This window comes from Pseudarthrobacter sp. NKDBFgelt (assembly GCF_046097905.1).
GTDB lineage: Bacteria > Actinomycetota > Actinomycetes > Actinomycetales > Micrococcaceae > Arthrobacter > Arthrobacter polychromogenes.
Window position 1 is genome coordinate 35,806 of the sequence record NZ_JBJURL010000011.1, and the last position, 20,652, is coordinate 56,457.

Consider the following 20,652-nt stretch of genomic DNA (forward strand, 5'->3'; position numbering starts at 1 on the left):
CCACCCTAGATGGATTGGACGCCTCCGCCGCCACCAATGAACCCGCTTCGGGGTCCATTAGCTTCTTTGGTGCTCAGTTGCAGGGCCTCAGCCGGACCTAGAAGGCGGTGCTGGGCAGATCCTTCTCGCCATCGACGATCGCAGTGATAATCCGCGCTGCAACCAGGTCTGGATCCAGCCCCGCGCCGAATCTCGGCGCTGACCCGGCGATCGGATGTTCGGACAGCGCCGTGCCAGTGTGGCCCGGGCGGGCGTCCACGATTCGGATGCCCGCGCGGCGATATTCGCGCGCCGCTGCGACAACGAAGGCCGCAAGCCCAGCCTTCGACGCCGAGTATGCTGCCAGACCAGCGACGGGCGCCTCGGCGACAACGCCGCTCAGTGTGACAACGAAGGGCTCCCGGCCCTCACGTGCCGAGGCCGCGAGGTAGGGCTGGCTCTGGGTAATGAGCTGAATCGGACTGGTCGTATTCACAGCGAAGAGTTCGTCCACCGTGGCGGGTTCAAGGTCTGATGCGGCGCCGAAGGCGACGACCCCGGACGCAAGCACTAGCCCGTCGAGGCGTCCGTACTGCGCATTCGTCTCATCCAGGACCTCCTGGATCACGGAGGGTGCGCGCAGATCGTGCCCAGCAGACTTAGACGACCGGGCGACGATGGCGCCCTTACTTTCCAGCTGGGCGGCGATGCGCGAACCGAGTCCGCCAGTGGCGCCGACTACCAAAACAACCGCACCCTGAAGAGTCGTCATGGGTAGATCCTAGGTCACGTGCCCGAAAATCCTGTGGGCTAGACGTTGAAGCGGAACTCCACCACGTCGCCGTCGGCCATCACGTATTCCTTGCCCTCAATACGGACCTTGCCGCGTGATTTGGCCTCCGCCATGGAACCGGCTTCCACCAGGTCGTTGAAGGACACCACCTCGGCCTTGATGAAGCCGCGCTGGAAGTCGGAGTGGATTACCCCGGCGGCCTGCGGTGCAGTATCACCTTGGCGGATGGTCCAGGCGCGGGTTTCCTTAGGGCCGGCGGTCAGGTAGGTCTGCAGCCCCAGCGTGTGGAAGCCGACGCGCGCCAGCTGGTCCAGCCCGGATTCGTCCTGGCCGTTCATTTCCAGCATCTCGCGGGCTTCTTCCTCGTCCAGTTCCACGAGGTCGGCTTCGAGCTTGGCATCAAGGAAAACGGCGTCCGCCGGGGCAACCATGGCCCGCAGTTCCGCCTGCTTTTCGGGACTGCCCAGGATGCCTTCATCGGCGTTGAAGACGTAGATGAACGGCTTGGCCGTCAGGAGGCCGAGCTCCTTGAGGTGTTCCATTTCGAGCTTGTCGCTCTTGATGGAAGAGAAGATGGTGTCGCCGCGCTCCAGGACCACCTGGGCTGCCTTGATGGCGGCAAGCTCCGCAGCTTCCCGCTTCTTGATCTTGACTTCCTTTTCGATCCGCGGAATGGCGTTCTCGATAGTCTGCAGGTCGGCCAGGATGAGCTCGGTGTTGATGGTTTCCATGTCGGACTGGGGGTCCACCTTGCCGTCGACGTGGATGACATCGGGGTCATCGAACACCCGCACCACCTGGGCAATGGCTTCGGCTTCGCGGATGTTGGCCAGGAACTTGTTGCCCAGGCCTTCTCCTTCAGAGGCGCCCTTGACGATGCCGGCGATGTCCACGAACGACACCGGCGCGGGCAGGAGGCGCTGCGATCCGAAGATCTCAGCCAGCTTCTGAAGCCGGGGGTCGGGCAGGTTCACGACGCCGACGTTGGGTTCGATGGTGGCGAACGGGTAGTTCGCGGCCAGGACCTGGTTGCGGGTGAGTGCGTTGAAGAGAGTTGATTTGCCGACGTTGGGCAGTCCGACGATGCCAATAGTAAGAGCCACGAGGATTTATTCTACCCGCAGCCGGCGGCCCGGGGTCCGGCGCCGGTCCGGGAAAATGTCGCTTCGGCAAAATGTCACAGCCCCATGCGACAGTGAGGGCATGGATGGTTTCGCGTTGATTCTTGCTTTGTTCATGCTGCTGCTGGGTGCCTTTGCGGGTGCTGCCGCCGTGTTCTTCGTGCTGCGGAAAAACACCCGCGGCCTGGAAGAGGACTTCGACGCCGTGTCGTCACGGCTTTCAGAGGTCAGCGCGCAGTTTGCCGCGGCCGACGCCGAGCGAAGGCTTTTGGCGGCACAGAACCGCGAGCTGGGTGAGGCCAGGACGCAGGACGGCAGCGTGCTGCGCGCACTTGCCCCGGTGGCGGAAAAACTGACGGCTGTCCAGCAGCAGGTGGCGCTGCTGGAACGGGACCGGGTGGAGCAGTACGGCCAGCTCGCCCAGCAACTGCAGGAAGCGCGGCTCTCCGATGAACAGCTCATCCGTTCCACCCACGCCCTGGAGTCTGCCCTGAGGTCCAACAGTGCCCGGGGCCAGTGGGGCGAAGTCCAGCTCCGCCGGGTGGTGGAAGCATCGGGCATGCTGCGGCACGTCGATTTCGTGGAGCAGGTCCACAGCGCCGGTCATGATACGGGCATAAGGCCGGACCTGGTGGTACAGCTGCCGGGCGAAAAGCAGCTGGTGGTGGACGCAAAAGTACCGCTTTCCTCCTACCTGGAAGCCCAGGAACTGGGTGCGTCGCAGGACCTCCGCCCGGCCGAGGATTCCAGCGCCCGGCACACCGGACCGCTGTCCGGGAGCGACCGCCGGAACCAGCAGGCGCTGCTGGCCGCCCATGCCAAGGCACTGCGGGCACACGTTGATTCCCTGAGCAGCAAGAAGTACTGGGACATTCCGGGCAACTCCCCCGAACTCGTGATCTGCTTCATTCCTGCCGAGTCCATCCTGGCCGCCGCGCTCATGGCCGACGCCGGGCTCCTCGACCACGCACTGTCGAAGAACGTGGTCCTGGCGTCACCCAGCACGCTGCTGGCCGTTCTGAAGTCTGTGGCCTTCACCTGGCGGCAGGACGTCCTCACGGACAGCGCCAGGGAGTTGTTCGAACTGGCGCGGCAGCTGTACGACCGGATGGGGACCCTGGGCGAGAACGTCACCAAGCTGGGCTCGTCCCTGAAATCGTCAGTGGACCGCTACAACGCCATGGTGGGGACCCTGGAAGCCCGCGTCCTTCCCACGGCGCGGAAGCTGAACTCGCTTGAGGAGTCCGGACTTGCTGCCCCTCCGGTCGTCGAGGTCACGCCGCGGGCCCTGGCGGCACCTGAGCTGCAAAGCGACCACGAAGCAGCCTGACAGCAACGCCAAGAGGCAAAAAAGTGGGCCCGGCAGTTGCCGGGCCCACTTCCATAAGATCAGATGCGCGGTCACTGGCTGCGCGCACTGCGGGCTGCGCGGTCCCGGCCGTGTTGCAGGTCAGTCGCGCGAGCGGCGTCCGCCCAGGGCACGGCTGACGTCGCCGGCCTGCTTGAGTGTTGCCCGGAGTTCCTTGGGCAGCGAGAAGAGCAGGTCCTCCTCGGCCGTAACAACTTCCTCCACGGTGCCGTAGCCGTACTCGGCCAGCAGGCGCAGGACGTCCTGGACCAGGACTTCCGGGACTGATGCCCCGGATGTCACGCCGACAGTGGCGACGCCTTCAAACCAGGCTTCATCAACCTCGTTCGCGAAATCTACGCGGTAGGACGCCTTCGCCCCGTACTCCAGTGCCACTTCCACCAGGCGGACAGAGTTGGAGGAGTTCGCTGAGCCCACCACGATCACCAGGTCTGCCTGCGGCGAGATCTTCTTGATGGCCACCTGGCGGTTGGTGGTGGCGTAGCAGATGTCGTCGCTGGGCGGATCCTGCAGGGTGGGGAACCGCTGCTTGAGCAGGCGGACCGTTTCCATGGTTTCGTCGACGCTGAGGGTGGTCTGGGAAAGCCAGATCACCTTCTCCGGGTCCCGGACGGTTACCTTGTCCACCTCGTGCGGGCCGTTGATGATCTGGATGTGTTCCGGCGCTTCCCCCGCCGTGCCCTCGACTTCCTCATGGCCGTCGTGGCCGATCAGCAGGATGTCGAAATCGTCCTTGGCAAACCGGACGGCCTCCTTGTGGACCTTGGTCACCAGGGGGCAGGTGGCATCGATGGTGCGCAGGCCGCGGTCCTCGGCGGACTGGACCACTGCAGGCGATACGCCGTGGGCCGAGAAGATGACCAGGGCACCTTCGGGCACTTCGTCCGTTTCGTCGACGAAGATGGCACCCTGTTCCTCCAGGGAGCTGACCACGTGCACGTTGTGGACGATCTGCTTCCGCACGTACACCGGAGGACCGTAGTGTTCCAGGGCCTTCTCGACGGCGATGACCGCACGGTCAACGCCGGCACAGTAACCGCGGGGAGCAGCGAGCAGCACCTTCTTGGTTCCGGAGACGGGGGCTGCGGCAGCTACTTCCTCAGGTGAGCGGCGCCTACGCGGGATGGTGGGCATCGAAAGGGAAACAGCTGAGGGGGTCATTACTCCATGCTACCGGCTTGCCCGGGCCCGCTTTCGCGTGGCGAACCCGGCCACCAGGCCCATCAGCAACAGCACACCGCCTCCAGCGGCCGCTGCCATGGTCCAGCCCTGGAAATCTGCTGCAGCGGCAGGCACGAATTCATCCCTGAACATGTTGGCAACCTCATTTCCGCTGTCCGCGGACACAGCAGCAGCGGAGGCAATCCCGGCACCGACGGTCCACGCAGCCGCCAGCAGAAGCGCGCCTGCTCCTGCTCCGGCAACCACTGTCCAGCGCCGGTTCGCAGCCACCAGGGCCAGGAGCAGTGCAATGGCTGCACCTCCGGCCAGCAGGTAGCCGGCGGGGGCATACGTGGTGAGCCTCTCAGTCCATTCCTTGTGCTCAGGCTGGCCCACGTTGATGAGGGTCTGGTCCGACGGGTCCAGGGGCAACCCGGTGGTGCGTGAAATTTCCCCGGCACCCAGCGACACCAAGGGAGCGACGTCCAGGGTGAGGGACGACGCAGGGGCTGATCCGCCGTCGTCCGTTGCCGGGCCGGCAAAGCTGAGACGGTGGCTCTTGCGCAGCGTTTCCTCCCACGCGGCCGGATACTCCGGCAGGGCGGTCAGTGCGGACGCGGCGTCCTCCAGCACCGGTTGGACCAGATCCGAGAGGAAACCTGGAACGGCGCTGGTGTCGATGGTTGCCACCGCTGCCACGGCCAGCTGCTGCTGGAACCCGGGGTTCCTTCCGAGCGGAGCGGCCATCTCAACGAAGCCCTGCTCCTGGACGATGTTGCGGTCAAGCCAGATGGCGGGGATTGCGACGGCGGCCAGCAGCACAGCCAGTACGGCGGCGGCAGCGGAAACAAAACTTCGCACGGAGGATCCTTCATGTTGGCAGGGGTCACCCCATCCTAGGCGGGCCCCGGGCGGCACCCTTGTCAGTCCGTGGTGGTAGAGCTTATGGATAAGGTTGAATGACCGCCGGACACCACCAGCTCTTATTTCAACCAGCTTTTATTGCAACGAGTGCTCCGAAACAACCAGCCGACCAACGGACGAAGGACCCCATGCCCGCAGCTCCAGCCCGCCACGAGCGTCGGCATGTCTGAACAGGCGTCGCTTCCGGTCCCCGGCCAGCAGCTCGAGCCGCCCACCACCCTGCCTGCCACTGCTGCCGAGACCAGCCCGGACAATCCGTGGCCGCTCCAGCTGCTGTCACAGAAGCTCAAAGCCCATATCGACCGTACGCCGTCTGCTTGGGTTGAAGGGCAGGTTATTGAGCTGAACCGCCGGGGCACCAACGCCTACCTCACCCTTCGGGATGTCGACGCCGAGGTGTCGCTGCCTGCGTCCGTGTGGACCAAGGTGCTGGAGCGCCAGAACCTGCCGCTGGAGCGGGGCTCCCGCGTGGTTGCCTTGCTGAAGCCGGAGTTCTGGCTCAAGACCGGCCGGCTGAACATGTTGGTCAGGGACATCAGGCCGGTGGGCCTGGGCGATCTCCTGGCCCGGATCGAGCGGCTGCGCCAGGCGCTCTCCGCCGAAGGGCTCTTCGCGGACTCCCGCAAGAAGCCCCTGCCCCTGCTGCCGCACCGCATCGGCCTCATTACCGGCCGCGATTCCGACGCCAAGAAGGACATCCTGCGCAACGCAGCCCTGCGCTGGCCGGCAGTCGAGTTCGAAATCCGGGAGGTGGCAGTGCAGGGGAACACCGCGGTGGCCCAGGTGGTCCGCGCCCTCCGCGACCTGGACGCCCTGCCCGAAGTGGATGTCATCGTGATCGCCCGCGGCGGCGGAGCCCTGGAAGACCTCCTGCCCTTCAACAGCGAAGAACTGATCCGTGCCGTGGCCGCCGCCGCCACCCCGGTGGTCAGCGCCATCGGCCACGAGGCGGACCGTCCGCTGCTGGACGACGTCGCTGACCTAAGGGCTTCCACGCCCACGGACGCCGCCAAGCGGATTGTCCCGGAAGTATCCGAGGAACTGGCAGGGGTCCGCCAGGCAAGGGTGCAGCTGCGCCGGTGCATGGAACGCCTGGTGGACAGGGAATCGGACCGCCTGGCGTCCCTCCACTCACGGCCCGTGCTGGCAGCGCCGGAAGGACTCGTGACCATCCGGTCCGAGGAAATTGAGCGGCTGCTCCGGAGGTCCTCCGCCGCCGTCAGCTCCTCCGTGGTCCGCGCGGCCGACCAGCTGGAGCACCTGAAAGCCCAGGTGCGGGCGCTGTCGCCGCAGAAGACGCTGGACCGGGGGTACGCCGTCGTCGAACTCGCCGGAAAGCGGGCGGAAGAAGCCGGCACCGCCGGCCATGCCGTGGTGCGCCGCCCGGCCGAAGCTCCGCCCGGCTCGCCCCTGTCCATCCGCGTGGCTGAAGGCCGATTCGGCGCAACCTCCACCGGGACACTTGAACAGCCCATTACCGAAACCGGAGAACTGAATGACTGAGCAGAAACCAGCGGCCGACATCCAGGCACTGAGCTATGAGGAGGCCCGTGAGCAGCTCATCGCTGTGGTGGGAAAACTTGAGGCCGGCGGCGCCAGTCTTGAAGAATCCCTGGCCCTGTGGGAACGCGGCGAGGCCCTGGCCGCACGGTGCGAGGAATGGCTGGAAGGCGCCCGGAAGCGGCTGGCAGCTGCCCGCGACCAGCCGCTCTAGGCCCGCCGCGGGCTGAAAGGAAGCGTCAGGACCGCACTACCAGCTCGCGTTCCAGGGCGACGTCGAACTCGGCCTTGGGCCATTGAAGGTCCATTCCGTTCAGCGCACCCAGCAGCAGCTGCTGCACGGCGATCCGGGCGAACCACTTCTTGTTGGCGGGGACCACGTGCCAGGGCGCATTCGGGGTGTTAGTTTCATCGATGGCAGCCTGGTAGGCGCTCATGTAGTCCTCCCAGAAAGCCCGCTCGTCAAGGTCGCCGCGGCTGTACTTCCAGTGCTTGGCCGGGTTGTCCAGCCGGGCCAGCAGCCGCTCCTTCTGCTCGTCTCCACTGATGTGGAGCATCACCTTGACCACCGTGGTTCCGGAACTGCTGAGCCTGGCCTCGAACTCGTTGATGGCCACGTACCGGCGCTTGATCTCCTCCGGGCTGGCCCAGCGGTGGACGCGGTGGATCAGGACGTCCTCGTAGTGGGAACGGTCGAACACCCCCACCATCCCGGCGGCGGGTACTTCCTTTTCGATCCGCCACAGGAAATCGTAGGATTTTTCTTCATCCGTGGGAGCCTTGAAGGCCTTGAACTGCACACCCTGGGGATCCATAGCGGCCATCACATGGTTGACGATGCCGCCCTTGCCCGCGGTGTCCATGGCCTGGAGGATCAGCAGGAGACGCTTGCGGCCGCCGAACCGGGACTCGGCGAACAGCTTTTCCTGCAGTTCCGCCAGCCCGTCGTCGAGTTCCGCCAGCAGGGCCTGGCCGTCCTCCTTGGTGCCCTTGAAGCCCGGCGTGGAATCAGGGTCCACGCCGGCCAGCGAAAAACCCTTTCCTGCCCGCAGGGTCTCAGAGGGGTGCTGATCAAAGCCTGTGGCGGCGGACATGGGAAATCCTTTCGCGAAGTTCCACGGGATCGAAGCGCCCGTGAGCACAGGCTAGTTGCCCTGGTACCTGCTGAGGAAGTCCCCCATCCGGCCCACCGCTTCTTCGATGTCCTTGACGTTGGGCAGGGTGACCATGCGGAAGTGGTCCGGGCGGACCCAGTTGAAGGCCCTGCCGTGGGACACCAGGATCTTTTGTTCCCTCAGCAGGTCCAGGACGAACTTCTCGTCGTCGCGGATGTGGTAGACCTCGGGGTCCAGCTTCGGGAAGAGGTAGAGTGCGCCCCGCGCCTGCTGGGTGCTCACGCCGGGGATGGCGTTGAGCATGTCGTAGGCCTTGTTGCGCTGCTCCAGCAGGCGCCCGCCGGGCAGGATCAGGTCGTTGATGCTCTGGTACCCACCCAGCGCCGTCTGGATGGCATGCTGGGCCGGAACGTTGGCGCACAGGCGCATGTTGGCCAGGAGGCTGATGCCTTCGAGGTAGTCCGCCGCGTCCTTCTTGGGGCCTGAGATGGCCATCCAGCCGGCCCGGTAGCCGCATACCCGGTACGCCTTGGACAGGCCGCTGAACGTCAGGCACAGGACGTCGTCGCCGGTCAGTTTGGCCAGGTTGATGTGGACTGCGTCCTCGTACAGGATCTTTTCGTAGATCTCGTCGGCAAAGACCACCAGGCCGTGCTTCTCAGCAAGGGCAACGATCTTCTTCAGCGTCTCTTCCGGGTAGACCGCGCCGGTGGGGTTGTTCGGATTGATGACCACGAGTCCCTTGGTGCGGGGCGTGATCTTGGCTTCCATGTCCTCAAGGTCCGGCTGCCAGCCCGTTTCCTCGTCGCAGAGGTAGTGGACGGGCCTGCCGCCGGCGAGCGCCACGGACGCGGTCCACAGCGGGTAGTCCGGAGTGGGGATCAGGACTTCGTCACCGTCATTGAGCAGGGCCATCAGGGACATGGTGATGAGTTCGCTGACGCCGTTGCCCAGGTAGATGTCATCCACGTGGATGTTCTGGATGTCCCGGGTCTGGTAGTACTGCGAGACGGCGGTCCGTGCGGAGAAGATGCCCCGGGAATCGCTGTAGCCCTGGGCGTGCGGCAGGTGGCGGATCATGTCCACGAGGATGGCGTCCGGCGCTTCAAAGCCAAACGGCGCGGGATTTCCGATGTTCAGCTTGAGGATCCGGTGCCCCTCCGCTTCCATCTGCTGGGCAGCCTGGAGGATCGGCCCACGAATGTCATAAAGGACGTTGTTGAGCTTGGTGGACTGCCTGAATTCTGCCATTCCTCAAATATGCCACAGGAAGGATGGACGGCCGTTGAGACGTCAGCCACAGGGTGCGCGCGCCGCCACCCGGAACGGACGACGGCGGCTGCCGGACTTCTGGAAGTCCGGCAGCCGCCGTCGTCCTGCTTGTGGTCAGGAAGGAAGCCCTACTTGATGATGCCCTTTTCCTTGAGCCAGGCGTCCGCCGCTTCCTTGGCACCCTGCTTCTGGCTGCCGCTGACGGCACGGTTCAGGTTGATGAGGTCCTCGGTGGTCAGGATGCGGGACACCGAGTTGAGGGCCTCCCTGGCCGTGTCGGTCATCTTCGCCTCGTTGTACAGCGGAACCACCTGCTGGGCGATGAAGTTGTTCTTGGGGTCTTCAAGGACCACAAGATCGTTGTCGGCGATGGACGGGGTTGTGGTGTAGATGTCCGCCACCTGCACCTGGTCCTCCAGGAGCGCCTTGAGCGTCACGGGACCGCCGCCGTCACTGAAGGGCTCCAGTTTCTTCGGCTCGCAGTTGTAGTTCTCCTTCAGGCCGGGCAGCCCGTAGGCCCGCTCGGCGAAGGTGGCGGGGGCGCCCACCACGATCTCGCTGCACACCTTGGCCAGGTCCTCGAGGGACTTCAGCTGGTACTTCTCGGCCGTGGCCTTGGTGACCACCATGGCATCCTTGTTCTCGGCTTTGGAGGGTTCCAGCACCGCCAGTCCGTCCGGCAGCTTCTCCGGCAGGGCCGCCGCGATGTCCTCCGCCGACTCCTCGGACGCTTCCTTGTCCACGTGCAGCAGGAGGTTGCCCGTGTAGTCCGGAACCACATCCACCGATCCGTCCTGGACGGCCTTGATGTACACCTCGCGGGAGCCGATGTTCGGCTTGGTGGTGGCGGTGATGCCGGCGGCGGTCAGGGCTCCTGCGTAGAGTTCCGCCACGATCTGGCTTTCCGGGAAGTCAGCCGAGCCGACGACGAGGGACGTTGCTTCCCCGGAGGCTGCGCCGGTGGTGGCCGGCGCGTTGCTCAGCGGATCGGAGGACCCTCCGCACGCGGACAATGCCATGGCCAGGCCGAGCCCGGCGGCGAGCCCGCTGAATGCCCGCCTGCCGAGGTGGTGTGGACGGCTTTCCTTCATGATTTACCTCCTTGTACCACAGCCTCCGTCAGGACGGGGTCTGTGAGATCGGCCGCAGCCTGCTGGCTGCGGCGGGACTGGCCGGAGGCGCCTGTTGCCAGGAACAGCCTCTGGAAAAGGGACAGGACGAGGTCGACGGCGATGGCCAGCGCTGCGATGAGCAGGGACCCACCGAGCATCTGGGGGAAGTCGCTGAGGACCAGGCCGTCGAAAAGGTAGCGGCCCAAACCGCCAAGGTTGATGTAGGCCACCACGGAGACCGTGGCGATGACCTGCAGCACGCCGGTCCGGAAGCCGCCAAACATGACGGTGAGGGCGTTGGGCAGTTCAGCCCGGAACAGGACCTGCAGTTCGGTCATGCCCATGGCGCGGGCGGCATCCACCACGTTGCGGTCCACGCTGGAAATACCGGCATAGGTGCCGGCCAGCAGCGGGGGAACCGTGAGGATAACGAGCGCCCAGATGGGCGGCATCAGCCCGATCCCGGCGAGCAGCACGAAGAGTGTCAGCAGGCCCAGGGTGGGCAAGGCGCGCAGCGCACCGGCGAGCGCCACCACGGCAACCCTTCCCCTGCCCGTGTGGCCCACGTACATGCCAACGGGGACGGCAATGGCAACAGCGATCAGCATGACCAGGCCGGTGTACTGGAGGTGCTCTCCCAGCCGGGCGGGTATTCCTGCGGCGCCGGTCCAGTGCAGCGGATCGGCCAGCCAGGCGAAGGTGTCGGTGAAAACGTTGCTCATGCCCGGTCCCCCTCAGCGGCCGGCACCAGTCCCGGGCGGATCTTTCCGGCCCGCTCCCACGGCGTGAGGAGCCGTTCCAGCAGGACAAGCAAAGCGTCCATCAGCAGGGCGAGGACAAGGATGGCAATAATCCCCACCACGATTTCCGTTATGAAGCCCCGCTGCAGCCCTGATGTGAACAGCATGCCCAGGTTTCCGATGCCAAGCAGCGCTGCCACGCTGACCAGGGAGATGTTGCTGACGGACACCACCCGGAGCCCTGCGAACATCACCGGCAGGGACAGCGGAAGGTCCACCCGCAGGAACCGGGCCAGCGGTTTGTATCCCATTGCCACAGCGGCCTGTCCCACGTCCTCGCTCACCGAGTCGAAAGCGTCCAGTGCGGCACGGACCAGGAGCGCAACCGCGTAGATGGTCAGGGCCACCACCACGTTGAGCGGGTCCAGGATCCTGGTGCCCAGGATGGTGGGAAGGATGATGAAGAGTGCGAGTGACGGAATGGTGTACAGAAGCGAGGATGCGGTCAGCACCACCGAGCGGAGGGCCCGGTTCTGCCGGGCCAGCTGCGCCAGGGGAAGGGAGATGACCAGTCCCAGGACCATGGGGACCAGGGCAAGCACCAGGTGCTGGCCGGACCGTTCCAGGACCATGTCGATGTTGGCCAGGAACCACTCCATCAGAGTGCAGCCTGACGGAGCTGGCGTGCTTCTTCAATGAGGGCCAGTACTTCGCCGCCCCGGATGACACCCTGCACCCGGCCCTCCGTATCCACTGCGACGCCGAGGCCCGACGGCGAGGACAGCGCAGCGTCCAGTGCGCGGCGCAGGCTTTCCCCGGGGCGGAACAACGAACCTCCCGGAATGAGGCCGGTGGCAGTGCCGGGCGTGGACCAGCCCAGCGGGCGCATCTCTTCGTCAACCACCAGCTGCCAGCCGCTTGTTGCGTCCGGATCGGTTCCGGAGCCGGTGCGGCCGCGGACGATTGTCGGCACCGAGTGGAGGGTCACGCCGTCGGAAGCGGTAAAGCCAAGGTGCCGGAACCCCCGGTCCCGTCCCACGAAGGAGGCCACGAAGTCGTTCGCCGGGGCACGGAGGATTTCCTCCGGCGTGGCGTACTGCGCCAGTTTTCCGCCCACCGCGAAGACGGCCACCCTGTCGCCCAGCACGGTGGCTTCATCGATGTCGTGCGTGACGAAGACGATGGTCTTGGCCAGGTCCTTCTGGAGCCGCAGCAGCTCCTGCTGGAGCTCGTCCCGGACCACGGGATCCACGGCGCTGAACGGCTCATCCATGAGCAAAATGGGTGGATCGGCGGCGAGCGCGCGGGCTACCCCCACGCGCTGCTGCTGGCCGCCGGAGAGTTGCGACGGGTAACGCTTGGCGAGCGGCCGGGCCAGGCCTACAACGTCCAGGAGCTCCTCCGCGCGGCGGCGGGCATCCGCCTTGGACACGCCGTTCAGCCGGGGAACGGTGGCAATGTTGTCCAGCACGGAGCGGTGGGGCAGCAGCCCGGCCGACTGCATCACGTACCCCATGGAGCGGCGGAGTTCGGGCGCCGGCACGGAGGTGACATCCTTGCCGTCCACCGTGATGGTCCCGGAGGTAGGTTCCACCATCCGGTTGATCATCCGCAGCGAGGTTGTCTTGCCGCAGCCTGACGGGCCCACGAAGACGGTAATGGAGCCCTTGGCGATGGACATGGAAAGATTGTCCACGGCCGGCTGCCCGCCCTGGAACTGCTTGGTAACGCTCTGAAACTCGATCATGGCCTGGTCCATGGCGCGGACTCACCTGTTCTCTGGGACGGCCTCTGGAAGCACCGCGACATTGTCATCAGCACGCTGATAGTTACGGTAACCCAAACCGGGGCCGGCAACACCTGCAGCGCCCCGAATCCGGGCAAAGGAATCCCTACTGTAACCATTCGGAGCCGCGGGCGTGCCGGATGGGAACCGTCCTTCCGGCCGGAAACCACCATGGCTCTGGGCGCTGTTCCGCCGCGGGAAGACCGGCCTAAAGTGGTGGGGTGACCAATTTGGAAATAGCACCGCAGCAGGAACTCTGTCCGCCGGCGGCCCCTGAAGGCAGTTCCGGACCCTGCCTGCAGCTGTGGCCGCAACGCGAAGTGCCGCTCGGCGGAGTCCGCGCCATGAACGTCCAGCGGACGCTTCCGCAGCGTGGCCTCCCCACCATCGGGGCATGGTGTTTCCTGGACAGCTTCGGCCCGGACCGGACTGCCATGTCCGTGCTTCCCCACCCCCACACCGGCCTGCAGACAGTGACCTGGCCGCTGGCCGGCCGCATCCGCCACCGGGACAGCGTGGGCAGCGATGTTGTGGTCCGGCCGGGTGAACTGAACATCATGACGGCGGGCCACGGCGTCTCCCATTCCGAGTTCGCCGTGCTTCCGCCAGCCGGGGAAGCCCTGCCGGTGCAGCGCGGGCTGCAGCTCTGGGTTGCCCTGCCCGGCGGTGAACGGCACCGGGAGCCGGCCTTCGAACAGCACCGCGAACTTCCCCAGGTCAGTGGTAAGGGTTTCACCGCCACGGTGATGGTGGGCGAATTTGCCGGCGCCACTTCCCCCGCCACCATGTACTCACCAATCGTGGGTGCGGACATTTTGTGTGAAGGCGCCGCCGTGCTGCCGCTGAACGCGGGGTTTGAGCACGGCATCCTGGTGCTCGACGGCGGCCTGGCGGTGGACGGGCAGGAGGTTCCACCGGGCCCGCTGGGCTACCTGGGCACCGGCCGTGCGGAGCTGCAGGTGCAGGCGCTCCCCGGGACGCGCTTCCTCCTCATCGGCGGCGAGCCCTTCCAGGACGAGCTGCTGATGTGGTGGAACTTTGTGGGCCGCACCCACGACGAAGTGGAGCAGGCCAGAAGCGACTGGGAGGCGCAGGCCGGCCTCCCGGACACGGAAACGGCGGCGGCACGGTATGGCCTGGTTCCCGGCCACGGTCCGGACGCGGGGCCAGAGGCTGGACGCATTCCCGCCCCTCCCCTGCCCGGCGTGCGGCTGACGCCCCGGAAGCGGCTCTAAAAAGGCCAGCGCGGGTCAGGCCTGCTCTGCCACCAACTGCAGCACACCGAACACGGGTTCCTGGTCCAGCACGCGGATATCGGTCACGCCGGCGTCCGTCAGATGGCGGCGGAACGAGTGCTGCAGCGGTGCCACGTTCATACCCAGGCCGCCGCCCAGGATCACGGGGCCGGTAATACCCAGCTGCTGCAGCACCTGCAGCGCCAGGCCGGCAAGGTCCTTCCCGGCCTGGTCCAGCAGCGCCTGGCTTTCAGGGTGGCCGCCCGCCGCGGCCTCCACCACATACCGGGCCTGCTGGGCCCAGAAGCGCCGGCCGGTCTTCGGTGAATGGAACAGCGCGATGAGGCGGTTGGGGTCGCCCACTCCGCAGGACTGCAGCAGGGCCGTGGTGAGTTCGTCGGCGGGCAGTCCCCGGTTCATCCGGCCCAGGCTGTGCCGGACCGCTTCGCGGCCAAGCCAGTAACCGCTGCCTTCGTCGCCCAGGAGGTAGCCCCAGCCGCCTGCCCTGGCCTCGCCGCCGTCGGCATTCCTGCCCCAGGCGGCCGAGCCGGTGCCCGCAATCACCGCGACTCCCGTGCTCGCGTGCCCGGCGGCCAGCAGCAGGCGTGAATCATGCACCACCGTCACCCGTGCACCGGGCACGTGCGGCTGGATCAGGGACGCCAGGGCTGCGGCGTCGTCTTCGGTGTCGATGCCGCCCGAGCCCGCGTAAACCTGGGACACCTGCCCTCCGCCAATGCGCGAGAAGAGGTGGGCAAGGTTGGCGGCCGCCTCGTCGCGGCTCACGTTCTGCACGTTGGAGCTGCCGGCGGACTCATCCGCAACCGGCACCCCGTCCTCGAAGCGGACCCCGTGGGTCTTGGTGCCACCGATGTCCAGCCCGATGATGACACCGCCGGGCGGAGTTGATGCGGGAACCTGGGGGGCGGCGGGGAGCGCGGAGGAATTTTCGGTGTTGGTCACGTCACAAGGGTAATGGTGCGGGGGCGGCGGAAGGCCCATCCCCGCATTTCCCGGCATCAGTCAACGGGACCGCCGCCGCACCAGCCCGGCCAGCAGTCCGGGCCCCTCCGTCACCACCATGTCCCGGAACAGCCGTACCGGCACCGGCTCCGCGCCAGGTTTCCGCCGCCGCCAGGACAGGCCCACCTCGCGGAACGCCAGGCCGGAGTCCAGGGGAACTTCGACCCAGCCCAGGTTCCCGGTTTCGGGGCTGACGGTACGGCCCGGGGCATCACCTCCCGGCGGCAGGATGCTGACGCCCAGGCCCGCGGAGACCAGTCCCCGGACCGTGTGCGAGTCTTGGCTTTCGAACGCGATGCGCGGCCGGTAGCCGGCCTCGCGGAACAACGCATCGGTGAGCGAACGCATGCCGTACCCGGGCCCGAGCGCCACGAAGGGGTCTGCCCTGATGTCGGCGAGCCGGGCGGAGGGCTGTGCGGCGAGGGGATGGCTGTGGTGCACCACCAGGCGGAGCGGCTCACGGTACAGCGGCGCCGAGGACAGGTTCCGGCCGGGCGGCGCCACGGGAGCCGTCAGTGCCAGGTCCGACCCACCCGAGGCCAGTTCGTCAAGGCAGGCGTTCCGGGCGCCCTGGCTCAGTGTGAAGGCAGCGCCGGGATGACGGGTCCGGAAGGCACTGATCAGGAGCGGCAGGGCTGCCTCGCCGAACGTGTGCTGGAAAGAGAGGGAAATCCTTCCCCGCACCACGTCCGACTCGTCGCGGACGAGGTCCAATCCCGCCTGGAACGCCGTGAGGGCCTGCTCGATGTACGGCAGCAGGGTGCGGGCGGCGGGTGTCAGCCGGACTCCCCTGCCGTCCCGGACCAGGAGTTCGGTACCGACGACGGCGCTCGCCCGGGCCAAAGCGCGGCTCACCGTGGACTGGGGTACTCCGAGCAGTTCCGCGGTTTCCGTGACGTGCTCGGTGCGCCCCAGCTCAGCGAGCACGGGCAGGAGCGGCAGCAGCTGCACCAGCTGTTTGTGGTCTGGCTCCATGTGCTTGTTCTCCCACTTTCCTGCTCCCCACCGGCCCAACCGGGTAGCGCCAAGTGTCGTTTTGACGGCTCATAACGACACTTGGCGCTACCTAGTTGGGAAAAAGCCGCCGAGTTTGGAGACGCATGCGAAATTGCTATCAGTTTTACACGACGCATGCATTGGATGCATCTATGCGGAAAAGCTACGCTGGCGGCATGGCACACATCGTCCGCCCCACCAGCGCTCCGTTCCCGCGCTGGAACGGACATGCAAAGGGCTCGACGGCGTACGTCAGGATCCTCGCCGGCCTGTCCTTCGCCGGTGTGGCCACCTTCGCCCAGCTTTACTCCACCCAGGCCGTACTGCCGATCCTGGCCTCAGACCTCCAGGTCAGTGCGGCGGAGGCCGCCCTGACCATCTCCCTGGCCACGGTGGGCCTTGCGGTGACTGTGATTCCGTGGTCTTTCCTGGCGGACCGGATCGGCCGGGTCCGGGCCATGGCATGGGGCATTTCGATAGCCACAGTCCTTGGCCTGCTGGTTCCGCTGTCCACCAGCTTTGGCATGCTGCTTGCCCTGCGGCTCCTGGAAGGAATGGCGCTGGGCGGCATCCCGGCCATCGCCATTGCCTACCTCAACGAGGAAGTCACCAAAGCCCACGCAGCCCTGGCGGCCGGAAGCTACGTCGCCGGCACCACCCTGGGCGGGCTCGCCGGACGGCTGGTGGCCGGTCCGGCCGGCGAACTGTGGGGCTGGCGCGCGGCGGCACTGGCGGTCTCCATCCTGGCCACCCTCGCCGCCGTCGCCTTCCTCATCCTGGTGCCGAAGGCCCAGGGTTTTGTCACCGCCCCTGCCGCCGGGCTGCGCGGGGCTTTCCGGACCCTCGGCGGCCACTTGCGGAATGTCCGGCTGCTGGTCCTTTATGGCCAGGCCTTCCTGATGATGGGCGGGTTCGTGGCGGTGTACAACTACCTGGGGTTCCGGCTTTCCGGCGAACCCTTCGGCCTTCCGGGAACACTGATCAGCCTGATCTTCCTGGCCTACCTGTCGGGGACCGTCACGTCGCGCTGGTCGGCGGGACTGACCCTTCGCTTTGGCCGCCGGACTGTCCTGCTCGCAGGCCTGGCGTTGTCCACGGCCGGCCTTGCCCTGACGCTGACGCAGTCCCTTGTCCTGATCCTGGCCGGCCTGGTGGTGTTCACCGGCGGTTTCTTCGCCGCCCACAGCATCGGGGCGGGCTGGACCGGTGCGCTTGCCAGCACCGGCCGGGCCCAGGCCGCCTCGCTGTACAACCTGGCCTACTACCTCGGGTCCAGCATCATCGGCTGGGCCGGCGGCCTGGTGTTCCAGTCCCTTGGCTGGAATGCCCTGGCCGCGGCAGTCATGGTCCTTGCCTGCCTCACTGCGGCGGCTGTCGCCGTCGTCCATCCCGGTACGGAACGCGCCGCGGCCTAGAAGCCGGCGGCACTGCGGTTCCGCCTACCAGGGTGCTCCCGTGAAGATCCTGCTCTCCCCGCGGAAAGCGGCAACGCGAAATTCGGCGGCCAGCCCGCAAAGTACCTGGTACCGCAGCCGGGCGCGGCTAGGATGAAACCCAGGACCGTCACGAGGAGCTGCAGTGAGCACGAATGCCAGGAACGCCAGGCCGGGAGCGCATCTGGAACCGTTGGACGCGATTGACGAGCGGCTCCTGGCGGCCCTGGTGGCCGATGCCCGGATCTCCAACAAGCAGCTCGCGGAACTGGTGGGAATCGCCCCTTCCACCGCCCTGATGCGCACCCGCGCCCTGTCAGAGCGGGGAATCGTCCAGGGCTACGAGGCTAAGCTCAACCTGTCCGCGATCGGCCGGTCCGTACAGGCGCTGGTTGCCGTGCGGCTCCGGGCCCATGACCGCGACCAGATTGACCGTTTCACGGGCAGGGTGCCGCACCTGCCTGCCGTGCTGTCCACCTTCCACACCTCGGGCTCGGTGGACTACCTGCTGCATATTGCCGTCGCTACCACCGAGGACCTGCGGGACTGGGTTCTGGACAACCTGGCGACGGACCCCGTGGTGGGGCACACCGAAACAACGCTGGTGTTCGAACACATCCAGGGGAACCACGGTCCGCTGCCGGATTAGCAGGGCTGCCGCAACCTGCTGGCCGGAATGTGCCTGCCGGAACGTGCCTGGGCAGGCTACCTGTGCCGGCCGATCAGCGCGAGCCGGAGCGTGACGGCCGACAGGATCAGTGCCGCACCGCCGCACAGCCCCACGAATCCGGCCACGGCAGCGGGCAGGCCGAAGACGCCGGCTGCCCAGCCAAGGCCGAGGACCGGCACCGCGCTGCCAAGGTAGGTGATGACGTAGACGGTGCTGACAATCTGTGCGTGCCGCGATGCCTCCACCCTGGCCGCAACGTCGTTGAAGACGGTGCGGAACGCGATTCCCTGGCCCACACCGGCGGCAAGGGCGGCGGCCACCAGCAGCACGGGACTGTGCCATGCTCCCGCCGCCCCCAGGAGCAGGACGGACACGCCCAGGACCGCCAGTCCGGCCGGAACCGTGTAGCGGCCGCGGAGGGTCAGCAGCTGGCTCAGCGCGGAGGACGCCAGGGCGAGCCCGGCCAGGACGCCCACCAGGGGGCGGGAATCGGTGTGCAGCACCTGCGCAAAGTAGCCGGGAGCAAGCGACAGGCAGAAACCGAAGACCGCAAAGCTGAGGAATCCGACGCCGGCGGCGAGCCAGAAGGCGCCCCTCGCCTCTCGGGACACGGAAGGGAGGCGCGGCGCGAGGGCCTTCAGCGGCCGGGAAGGCTCGGGGAGGCTGATCGCGGGGCGGGCACGCAGCAGGAACAGCGGCACAAGGAGCCCGGCCAGGATCAGTGAATGGACATAGTACGGGGCTGTGGTGGCGCCCGGGAGGAGTGACAGCAGTCCCCCAATGACCGGCCCCGCCGCCACTCCCCCGGATGAGGCCAGCAACGTGAAGCGGGAGGCCCACTCCGGGCGGGACGGAAGGAGTTCGCGCAGGGCTGCGGCACTGGCACCCGTGGCCAGCGCAACCGCTGTCCCCTGCAGTGCCCTGCCGGCACACAGCGCGGCGAGCGTCTCTGCTTCGGAGAAGAGCCACCCGCCGGCCAGTCCTGCAAGGACGGCCAGGATGAGCGCCGCCCGCCGGCCGATGTGGTCAGACCAGTGTCCGGCCAGCATCAGCGTGGCAACCAGGGACAGGACGTAGCTGGCGAACGCGGCGGTGACTCCCAGCGTGGACAGCCCAAGTTCGGCCTGCAGGAGGGGATACAACGGTGTCGCCAGGTTGGCGCCCACCAGGAGGGTGAAAATTACGGTTCCCGCCATTACGAGCCGGGTTGTGGTGGACGCATCCCACCCGGCGGACGCAGCAGCCGGGGCCGGGCGCATGCGGAGTTCACTGAAGACCGTCATCGTGTGCCGCCTCTGGTTCATACCGCGGTGGAAATCCTTGTGGGAGTCCGGCGCGGGGTGGATATCCGATGCCTCAAGAGTGCGTTACTTCTGCTCCTTTGACCGGATTTCCATGGAAGAATTGCGCAGGATCATCAATTTTGCCGTCCGTATGTGACTGAGAGTGACTATATGAACCAGTTGGACCCCACCGACCTCAAAATTCTCCTGGCAATGATCCGCGATCCCCGGATCCAGATCGGCGAACTGGCCGAATCGCTGGGCATCGCCAGGAACACGGCCCAGACCCGGGTCCGGCGCCTCCTCCGGGCGGGCGTGCTGCGGCCCGGCGGCCGCGAGGTGGACCTGGAGGCGGTGGGCTATGACGTGGTGGCCTTTGTGACCATCGAGGTCTCCCACCGCGAACTGGACGGCGTGGTCGCTGCGCTCCGGCTGATTCCCCAGGTCCTGGAGGTCCACGAAATCTCGGGCCGTGGGGATGTCTGGTGCCGGGTGGTGGCCACAGACACCCACAACCTCCAGTCCTCGCTCCGGCAGGTCCTGAGGATCAAGGGCGTGATCCGGACCGAAACGGTCCTGGCACTGCACACCCATATCCCCTACCGCACCGAGCCCCTCATCAGCGGCCTCGCCAAGGCGTCCAACAGCTGACGCCATGGCCGGGCGGCTAGGATTTCCAGAATGGATTGGCTCTCATACGTTTCACAGATCAACTGGCTTGCCGTGCTGCTCGCCTTCGTCGCAAGCATGGCCATCGGCTTTGTCTGGTACATGCCTGCAGTGCTCGGCAACCGCTGGATGGCCGCGATCGGCAAGACGGAGGACGACCTGAAGAACATGAGCGGCGGCGCCGGCATCTGGCTGCCCATGATGGTGGCTGCGGCACTGACGGCGATCCTGCTGGCTGTCCTGATCGCCAGGCTTGGGCTGGACAACGCCCTGGCCGGCGGCCTGTTCGCCCTGGTTATGGGCCTGGTCTTCCGCGCAGGCGGCCACGTCATCCACAACGGCTTTGCAGGACGCCCCGCAGCCGTCACCCTCATCGATTCCGGCCACGACCTGGTGGCGATGGCGGTCTCCGGTGCGATCATCGGAGGAATGTCCTGATGGCCGCACGCCCCTCGCCCGGGGCCCGGCGCC

21 protein-coding genes are annotated in these 20,652 nt (G+C 66.6%); 8 read left to right on the top strand and 13 right to left on the bottom strand.

Annotation, left to right across the window (positions count from 1 at the left end):
* Positions 1-97: 97 nt before the first annotated feature.
* On the bottom strand, positions 98-751 hold the full coding sequence (locus tag ACKAE7_RS04855; RefSeq protein WP_408978626.1) for an SDR family NAD(P)-dependent oxidoreductase: 654 nt from the start codon (positions 749-751) through the stop codon (positions 98-100).
* A 38-nt stretch (positions 752-789) separates the two neighbouring features.
* The gene (ychF, locus tag ACKAE7_RS04860; RefSeq protein ID WP_190609834.1) at positions 790-1,875 is read right to left on the bottom strand and encodes a redox-regulated ATPase YchF; all 1,086 of its coding nucleotides are present in this window, start codon (positions 1,873-1,875) and stop codon (positions 790-792) included.
* Between the two features lie 100 nt (positions 1,876-1,975).
* Here ychF and ACKAE7_RS04865 point away from each other — a divergent pair, with 100 nt between their 5' ends.
* Positions 1,976-3,223 carry a DNA recombination protein RmuC gene (locus ACKAE7_RS04865; RefSeq protein WP_188809699.1) on the top strand — a complete coding sequence of 416 codons (1,248 nt, stop codon included), beginning with the start codon at positions 1,976-1,978 and terminating at the stop codon, positions 3,221-3,223.
* A 120-nt stretch (positions 3,224-3,343) separates the two neighbouring features.
* Here ACKAE7_RS04865 and ACKAE7_RS04870 read toward each other — a convergent pair whose 3' ends face one another.
* Positions 3,344-4,423: a 4-hydroxy-3-methylbut-2-enyl diphosphate reductase gene (locus tag ACKAE7_RS04870; RefSeq protein ID WP_066277584.1), complete on the bottom strand. Its 1,080-nt coding sequence runs from the start codon at positions 4,421-4,423 to the stop codon at positions 3,344-3,346.
* A gap of 9 nt (positions 4,424-4,432) precedes the next feature.
* The gene (locus tag ACKAE7_RS04875; RefSeq protein ID WP_408978627.1) at positions 4,433-5,284 is read right to left on the bottom strand and encodes a hypothetical protein; all 852 of its coding nucleotides are present in this window, start codon (positions 5,282-5,284) and stop codon (positions 4,433-4,435) included.
* Between the two features lie 225 nt (positions 5,285-5,509).
* On the opposite strand from ACKAE7_RS04875, the gene xseA reads away from it, so the two are divergent.
* Together xseA and ACKAE7_RS04885 are read left to right on the top strand one after the other, a co-directional pair.
* Positions 5,510-6,850 carry an exodeoxyribonuclease VII large subunit gene (xseA, locus tag ACKAE7_RS04880; RefSeq protein WP_188809696.1) on the top strand — a complete coding sequence of 447 codons (1,341 nt, stop codon included), beginning with the start codon at positions 5,510-5,512 and terminating at the stop codon, positions 6,848-6,850.
* Positions 6,843-7,061 carry an exodeoxyribonuclease VII small subunit gene (locus ACKAE7_RS04885; protein WP_066277590.1) on the top strand — a complete coding sequence of 73 codons (219 nt, stop codon included), beginning with the start codon at positions 6,843-6,845 and terminating at the stop codon, positions 7,059-7,061. Before xseA ends, ACKAE7_RS04885 begins: the two co-directional genes overlap by 8 nt.
* 25 nt (positions 7,062-7,086) lie before the next feature.
* Here the strand turns inward: ACKAE7_RS04885 and ACKAE7_RS04890 are convergent, their stop codons facing one another.
* The 6 genes from ACKAE7_RS04890 to ACKAE7_RS04915 form a co-directional block, all read right to left on the bottom strand.
* Positions 7,087-7,941 (bottom strand): polyphosphate kinase 2 family protein, encoded by an 855-nt coding sequence (locus ACKAE7_RS04890; RefSeq protein WP_188809695.1) that lies wholly within the window; start codon positions 7,939-7,941, stop codon positions 7,087-7,089.
* A 51-nt stretch (positions 7,942-7,992) separates the two neighbouring features.
* A complete protein-coding gene (locus ACKAE7_RS04895; protein ID WP_066277595.1) occupies positions 7,993-9,213 on the bottom strand; it encodes a pyridoxal phosphate-dependent aminotransferase in 1,221 nt (406 codons plus the stop codon).
* 149 nt (positions 9,214-9,362) lie between these two features.
* Complete coding sequence (locus ACKAE7_RS04900; RefSeq protein WP_188809694.1) at positions 9,363-10,325, bottom strand: ABC transporter substrate-binding protein; 963 nt, start codon at positions 10,323-10,325, stop codon at positions 9,363-9,365.
* Positions 10,322-11,068, bottom strand: coding sequence for an ABC transporter permease (locus ACKAE7_RS04905; RefSeq protein ID WP_104185091.1), 747 nt, complete (start codon positions 11,066-11,068; stop codon positions 10,322-10,324). Before ACKAE7_RS04905 ends, ACKAE7_RS04900 begins: the two co-directional genes overlap by 4 nt.
* Entirely contained in the window at positions 11,065-11,745 is a 681-nt protein-coding gene (locus ACKAE7_RS04910; RefSeq protein WP_188809693.1) for an ABC transporter permease, read from the bottom strand. The genes ACKAE7_RS04905 and ACKAE7_RS04910 overlap by 4 nt, the downstream gene beginning before the upstream one ends.
* A complete protein-coding gene (locus tag ACKAE7_RS04915) occupies positions 11,745-12,845 on the bottom strand; it encodes an ABC transporter ATP-binding protein (protein ID WP_408978628.1) in 1,101 nt (366 codons plus the stop codon). The genes ACKAE7_RS04910 and ACKAE7_RS04915 overlap by 1 nt, the downstream gene beginning before the upstream one ends.
* 248 nt (positions 12,846-13,093) lie before the next feature.
* Between ACKAE7_RS04915 and ACKAE7_RS04920 the strand changes: the two genes are divergently transcribed.
* On the top strand, positions 13,094-14,107 hold the full coding sequence (locus ACKAE7_RS04920) for a pirin family protein (protein WP_408978629.1): 1,014 nt from the start codon (positions 13,094-13,096) through the stop codon (positions 14,105-14,107).
* Between the two features lie 15 nt (positions 14,108-14,122).
* Here the strand turns inward: ACKAE7_RS04920 and ACKAE7_RS04925 are convergent, their stop codons facing one another.
* Both ACKAE7_RS04925 and ACKAE7_RS04930 read right to left on the bottom strand, forming a co-directional pair.
* A complete protein-coding gene (locus ACKAE7_RS04925) occupies positions 14,123-15,070 on the bottom strand; it encodes an N-acetylglucosamine kinase (RefSeq protein WP_408978630.1) in 948 nt (315 codons plus the stop codon).
* 60 nt (positions 15,071-15,130) lie between these two features.
* A complete protein-coding gene (locus ACKAE7_RS04930) occupies positions 15,131-16,105 on the bottom strand; it encodes a LysR family transcriptional regulator (RefSeq protein ID WP_408978631.1) in 975 nt (324 codons plus the stop codon).
* Between the two features lie 197 nt (positions 16,106-16,302).
* Here ACKAE7_RS04930 and ACKAE7_RS04935 point away from each other — a divergent pair, with 197 nt between their 5' ends.
* Both ACKAE7_RS04935 and ACKAE7_RS04940 read left to right on the top strand, forming a co-directional pair.
* A complete protein-coding gene (locus tag ACKAE7_RS04935; RefSeq protein WP_408978632.1) occupies positions 16,303-17,541 on the top strand; it encodes an MFS transporter in 1,239 nt (412 codons plus the stop codon).
* A 163-nt stretch (positions 17,542-17,704) separates the two neighbouring features.
* Positions 17,705-18,208 (top strand): Lrp/AsnC family transcriptional regulator, encoded by a 504-nt coding sequence (locus ACKAE7_RS04940; protein ID WP_066277621.1) that lies wholly within the window; start codon positions 17,705-17,707, stop codon positions 18,206-18,208.
* A gap of 56 nt (positions 18,209-18,264) precedes the next feature.
* Here ACKAE7_RS04940 and ACKAE7_RS04945 read toward each other — a convergent pair whose 3' ends face one another.
* The gene (locus ACKAE7_RS04945; RefSeq protein ID WP_190609826.1) at positions 18,265-19,512 is read right to left on the bottom strand and encodes an MFS transporter; all 1,248 of its coding nucleotides are present in this window, start codon (positions 19,510-19,512) and stop codon (positions 18,265-18,267) included.
* 171 nt (positions 19,513-19,683) lie between these two features.
* On the opposite strand from ACKAE7_RS04945, the gene ACKAE7_RS04950 reads away from it, so the two are divergent.
* A complete protein-coding gene (locus tag ACKAE7_RS04950; RefSeq protein ID WP_188809687.1) occupies positions 19,684-20,163 on the top strand; it encodes an Lrp/AsnC family transcriptional regulator in 480 nt (159 codons plus the stop codon).
* A 30-nt stretch (positions 20,164-20,193) separates the two neighbouring features.
* Positions 20,194-20,619, top strand: a complete 426-nt coding sequence (locus tag ACKAE7_RS04955; protein ID WP_191035903.1) for a DUF1761 domain-containing protein — start codon at positions 20,194-20,196, stop codon at positions 20,617-20,619.
* The last annotated feature ends 33 nt before the right edge of the window (positions 20,620-20,652 follow it).

What these genes read in the sequence shown, in the direction of transcription:
- ACKAE7_RS04855 (WP_408978626.1), bottom strand. Translation starts at nt 751, where the DNA reads ATGACGACTCTTCAGGGTGCGGTTGTTTTGGTAGTCGGCGCCACTGGC.
- ACKAE7_RS04865 (WP_188809699.1), top strand. Translation starts at nt 1,976, where the DNA reads ATGGATGGTTTCGCGTTGATTCTTGCTTTGTTCATGCTGCTGCTGGGT.
- ACKAE7_RS04870 (WP_066277584.1), bottom strand. Translation starts at nt 4,423, where the DNA reads ATGACCCCCTCAGCTGTTTCCCTTTCGATGCCCACCATCCCGCGTAGG.
- xseA (WP_188809696.1), top strand. Translation starts at nt 5,510, where the DNA reads ATGTCTGAACAGGCGTCGCTTCCGGTCCCCGGCCAGCAGCTCGAGCCG.
- ACKAE7_RS04885 (WP_066277590.1), top strand. Translation starts at nt 6,843, where the DNA reads ATGACTGAGCAGAAACCAGCGGCCGACATCCAGGCACTGAGCTATGAG.
- ACKAE7_RS04890 (WP_188809695.1), bottom strand. Translation starts at nt 7,941, where the DNA reads ATGTCCGCCGCCACAGGCTTTGATCAGCACCCCTCTGAGACCCTGCGG.
- ACKAE7_RS04895 (WP_066277595.1), bottom strand. Translation starts at nt 9,213, where the DNA reads ATGGCAGAATTCAGGCAGTCCACCAAGCTCAACAACGTCCTTTATGAC.
- ACKAE7_RS04900 (WP_188809694.1), bottom strand. Translation starts at nt 10,325, where the DNA reads ATGAAGGAAAGCCGTCCACACCACCTCGGCAGGCGGGCATTCAGCGGG.
- ACKAE7_RS04905 (WP_104185091.1), bottom strand. Translation starts at nt 11,068, where the DNA reads ATGAGCAACGTTTTCACCGACACCTTCGCCTGGCTGGCCGATCCGCTG.
- ACKAE7_RS04910 (WP_188809693.1), bottom strand. Translation starts at nt 11,745, where the DNA reads ATGGAGTGGTTCCTGGCCAACATCGACATGGTCCTGGAACGGTCCGGC.
- ACKAE7_RS04915 (WP_408978628.1), bottom strand. Translation starts at nt 12,845, where the DNA reads ATGGACCAGGCCATGATCGAGTTTCAGAGCGTTACCAAGCAGTTCCAG.
- ACKAE7_RS04930 (WP_408978631.1), bottom strand. Translation starts at nt 16,105, where the DNA reads ATGGAGCCAGACCACAAACAGCTGGTGCAGCTGCTGCCGCTCCTGCCC.
- ACKAE7_RS04935 (WP_408978632.1), top strand. Translation starts at nt 16,303, where the DNA reads ATGGCACACATCGTCCGCCCCACCAGCGCTCCGTTCCCGCGCTGGAAC.
- ACKAE7_RS04945 (WP_190609826.1), bottom strand. Translation starts at nt 19,512, where the DNA reads ATGACGGTCTTCAGTGAACTCCGCATGCGCCCGGCCCCGGCTGCTGCG.
- ACKAE7_RS04950 (WP_188809687.1), top strand. Translation starts at nt 19,684, where the DNA reads ATGAACCAGTTGGACCCCACCGACCTCAAAATTCTCCTGGCAATGATC.
- ACKAE7_RS04955 (WP_191035903.1), top strand. Translation starts at nt 20,194, where the DNA reads ATGGATTGGCTCTCATACGTTTCACAGATCAACTGGCTTGCCGTGCTG.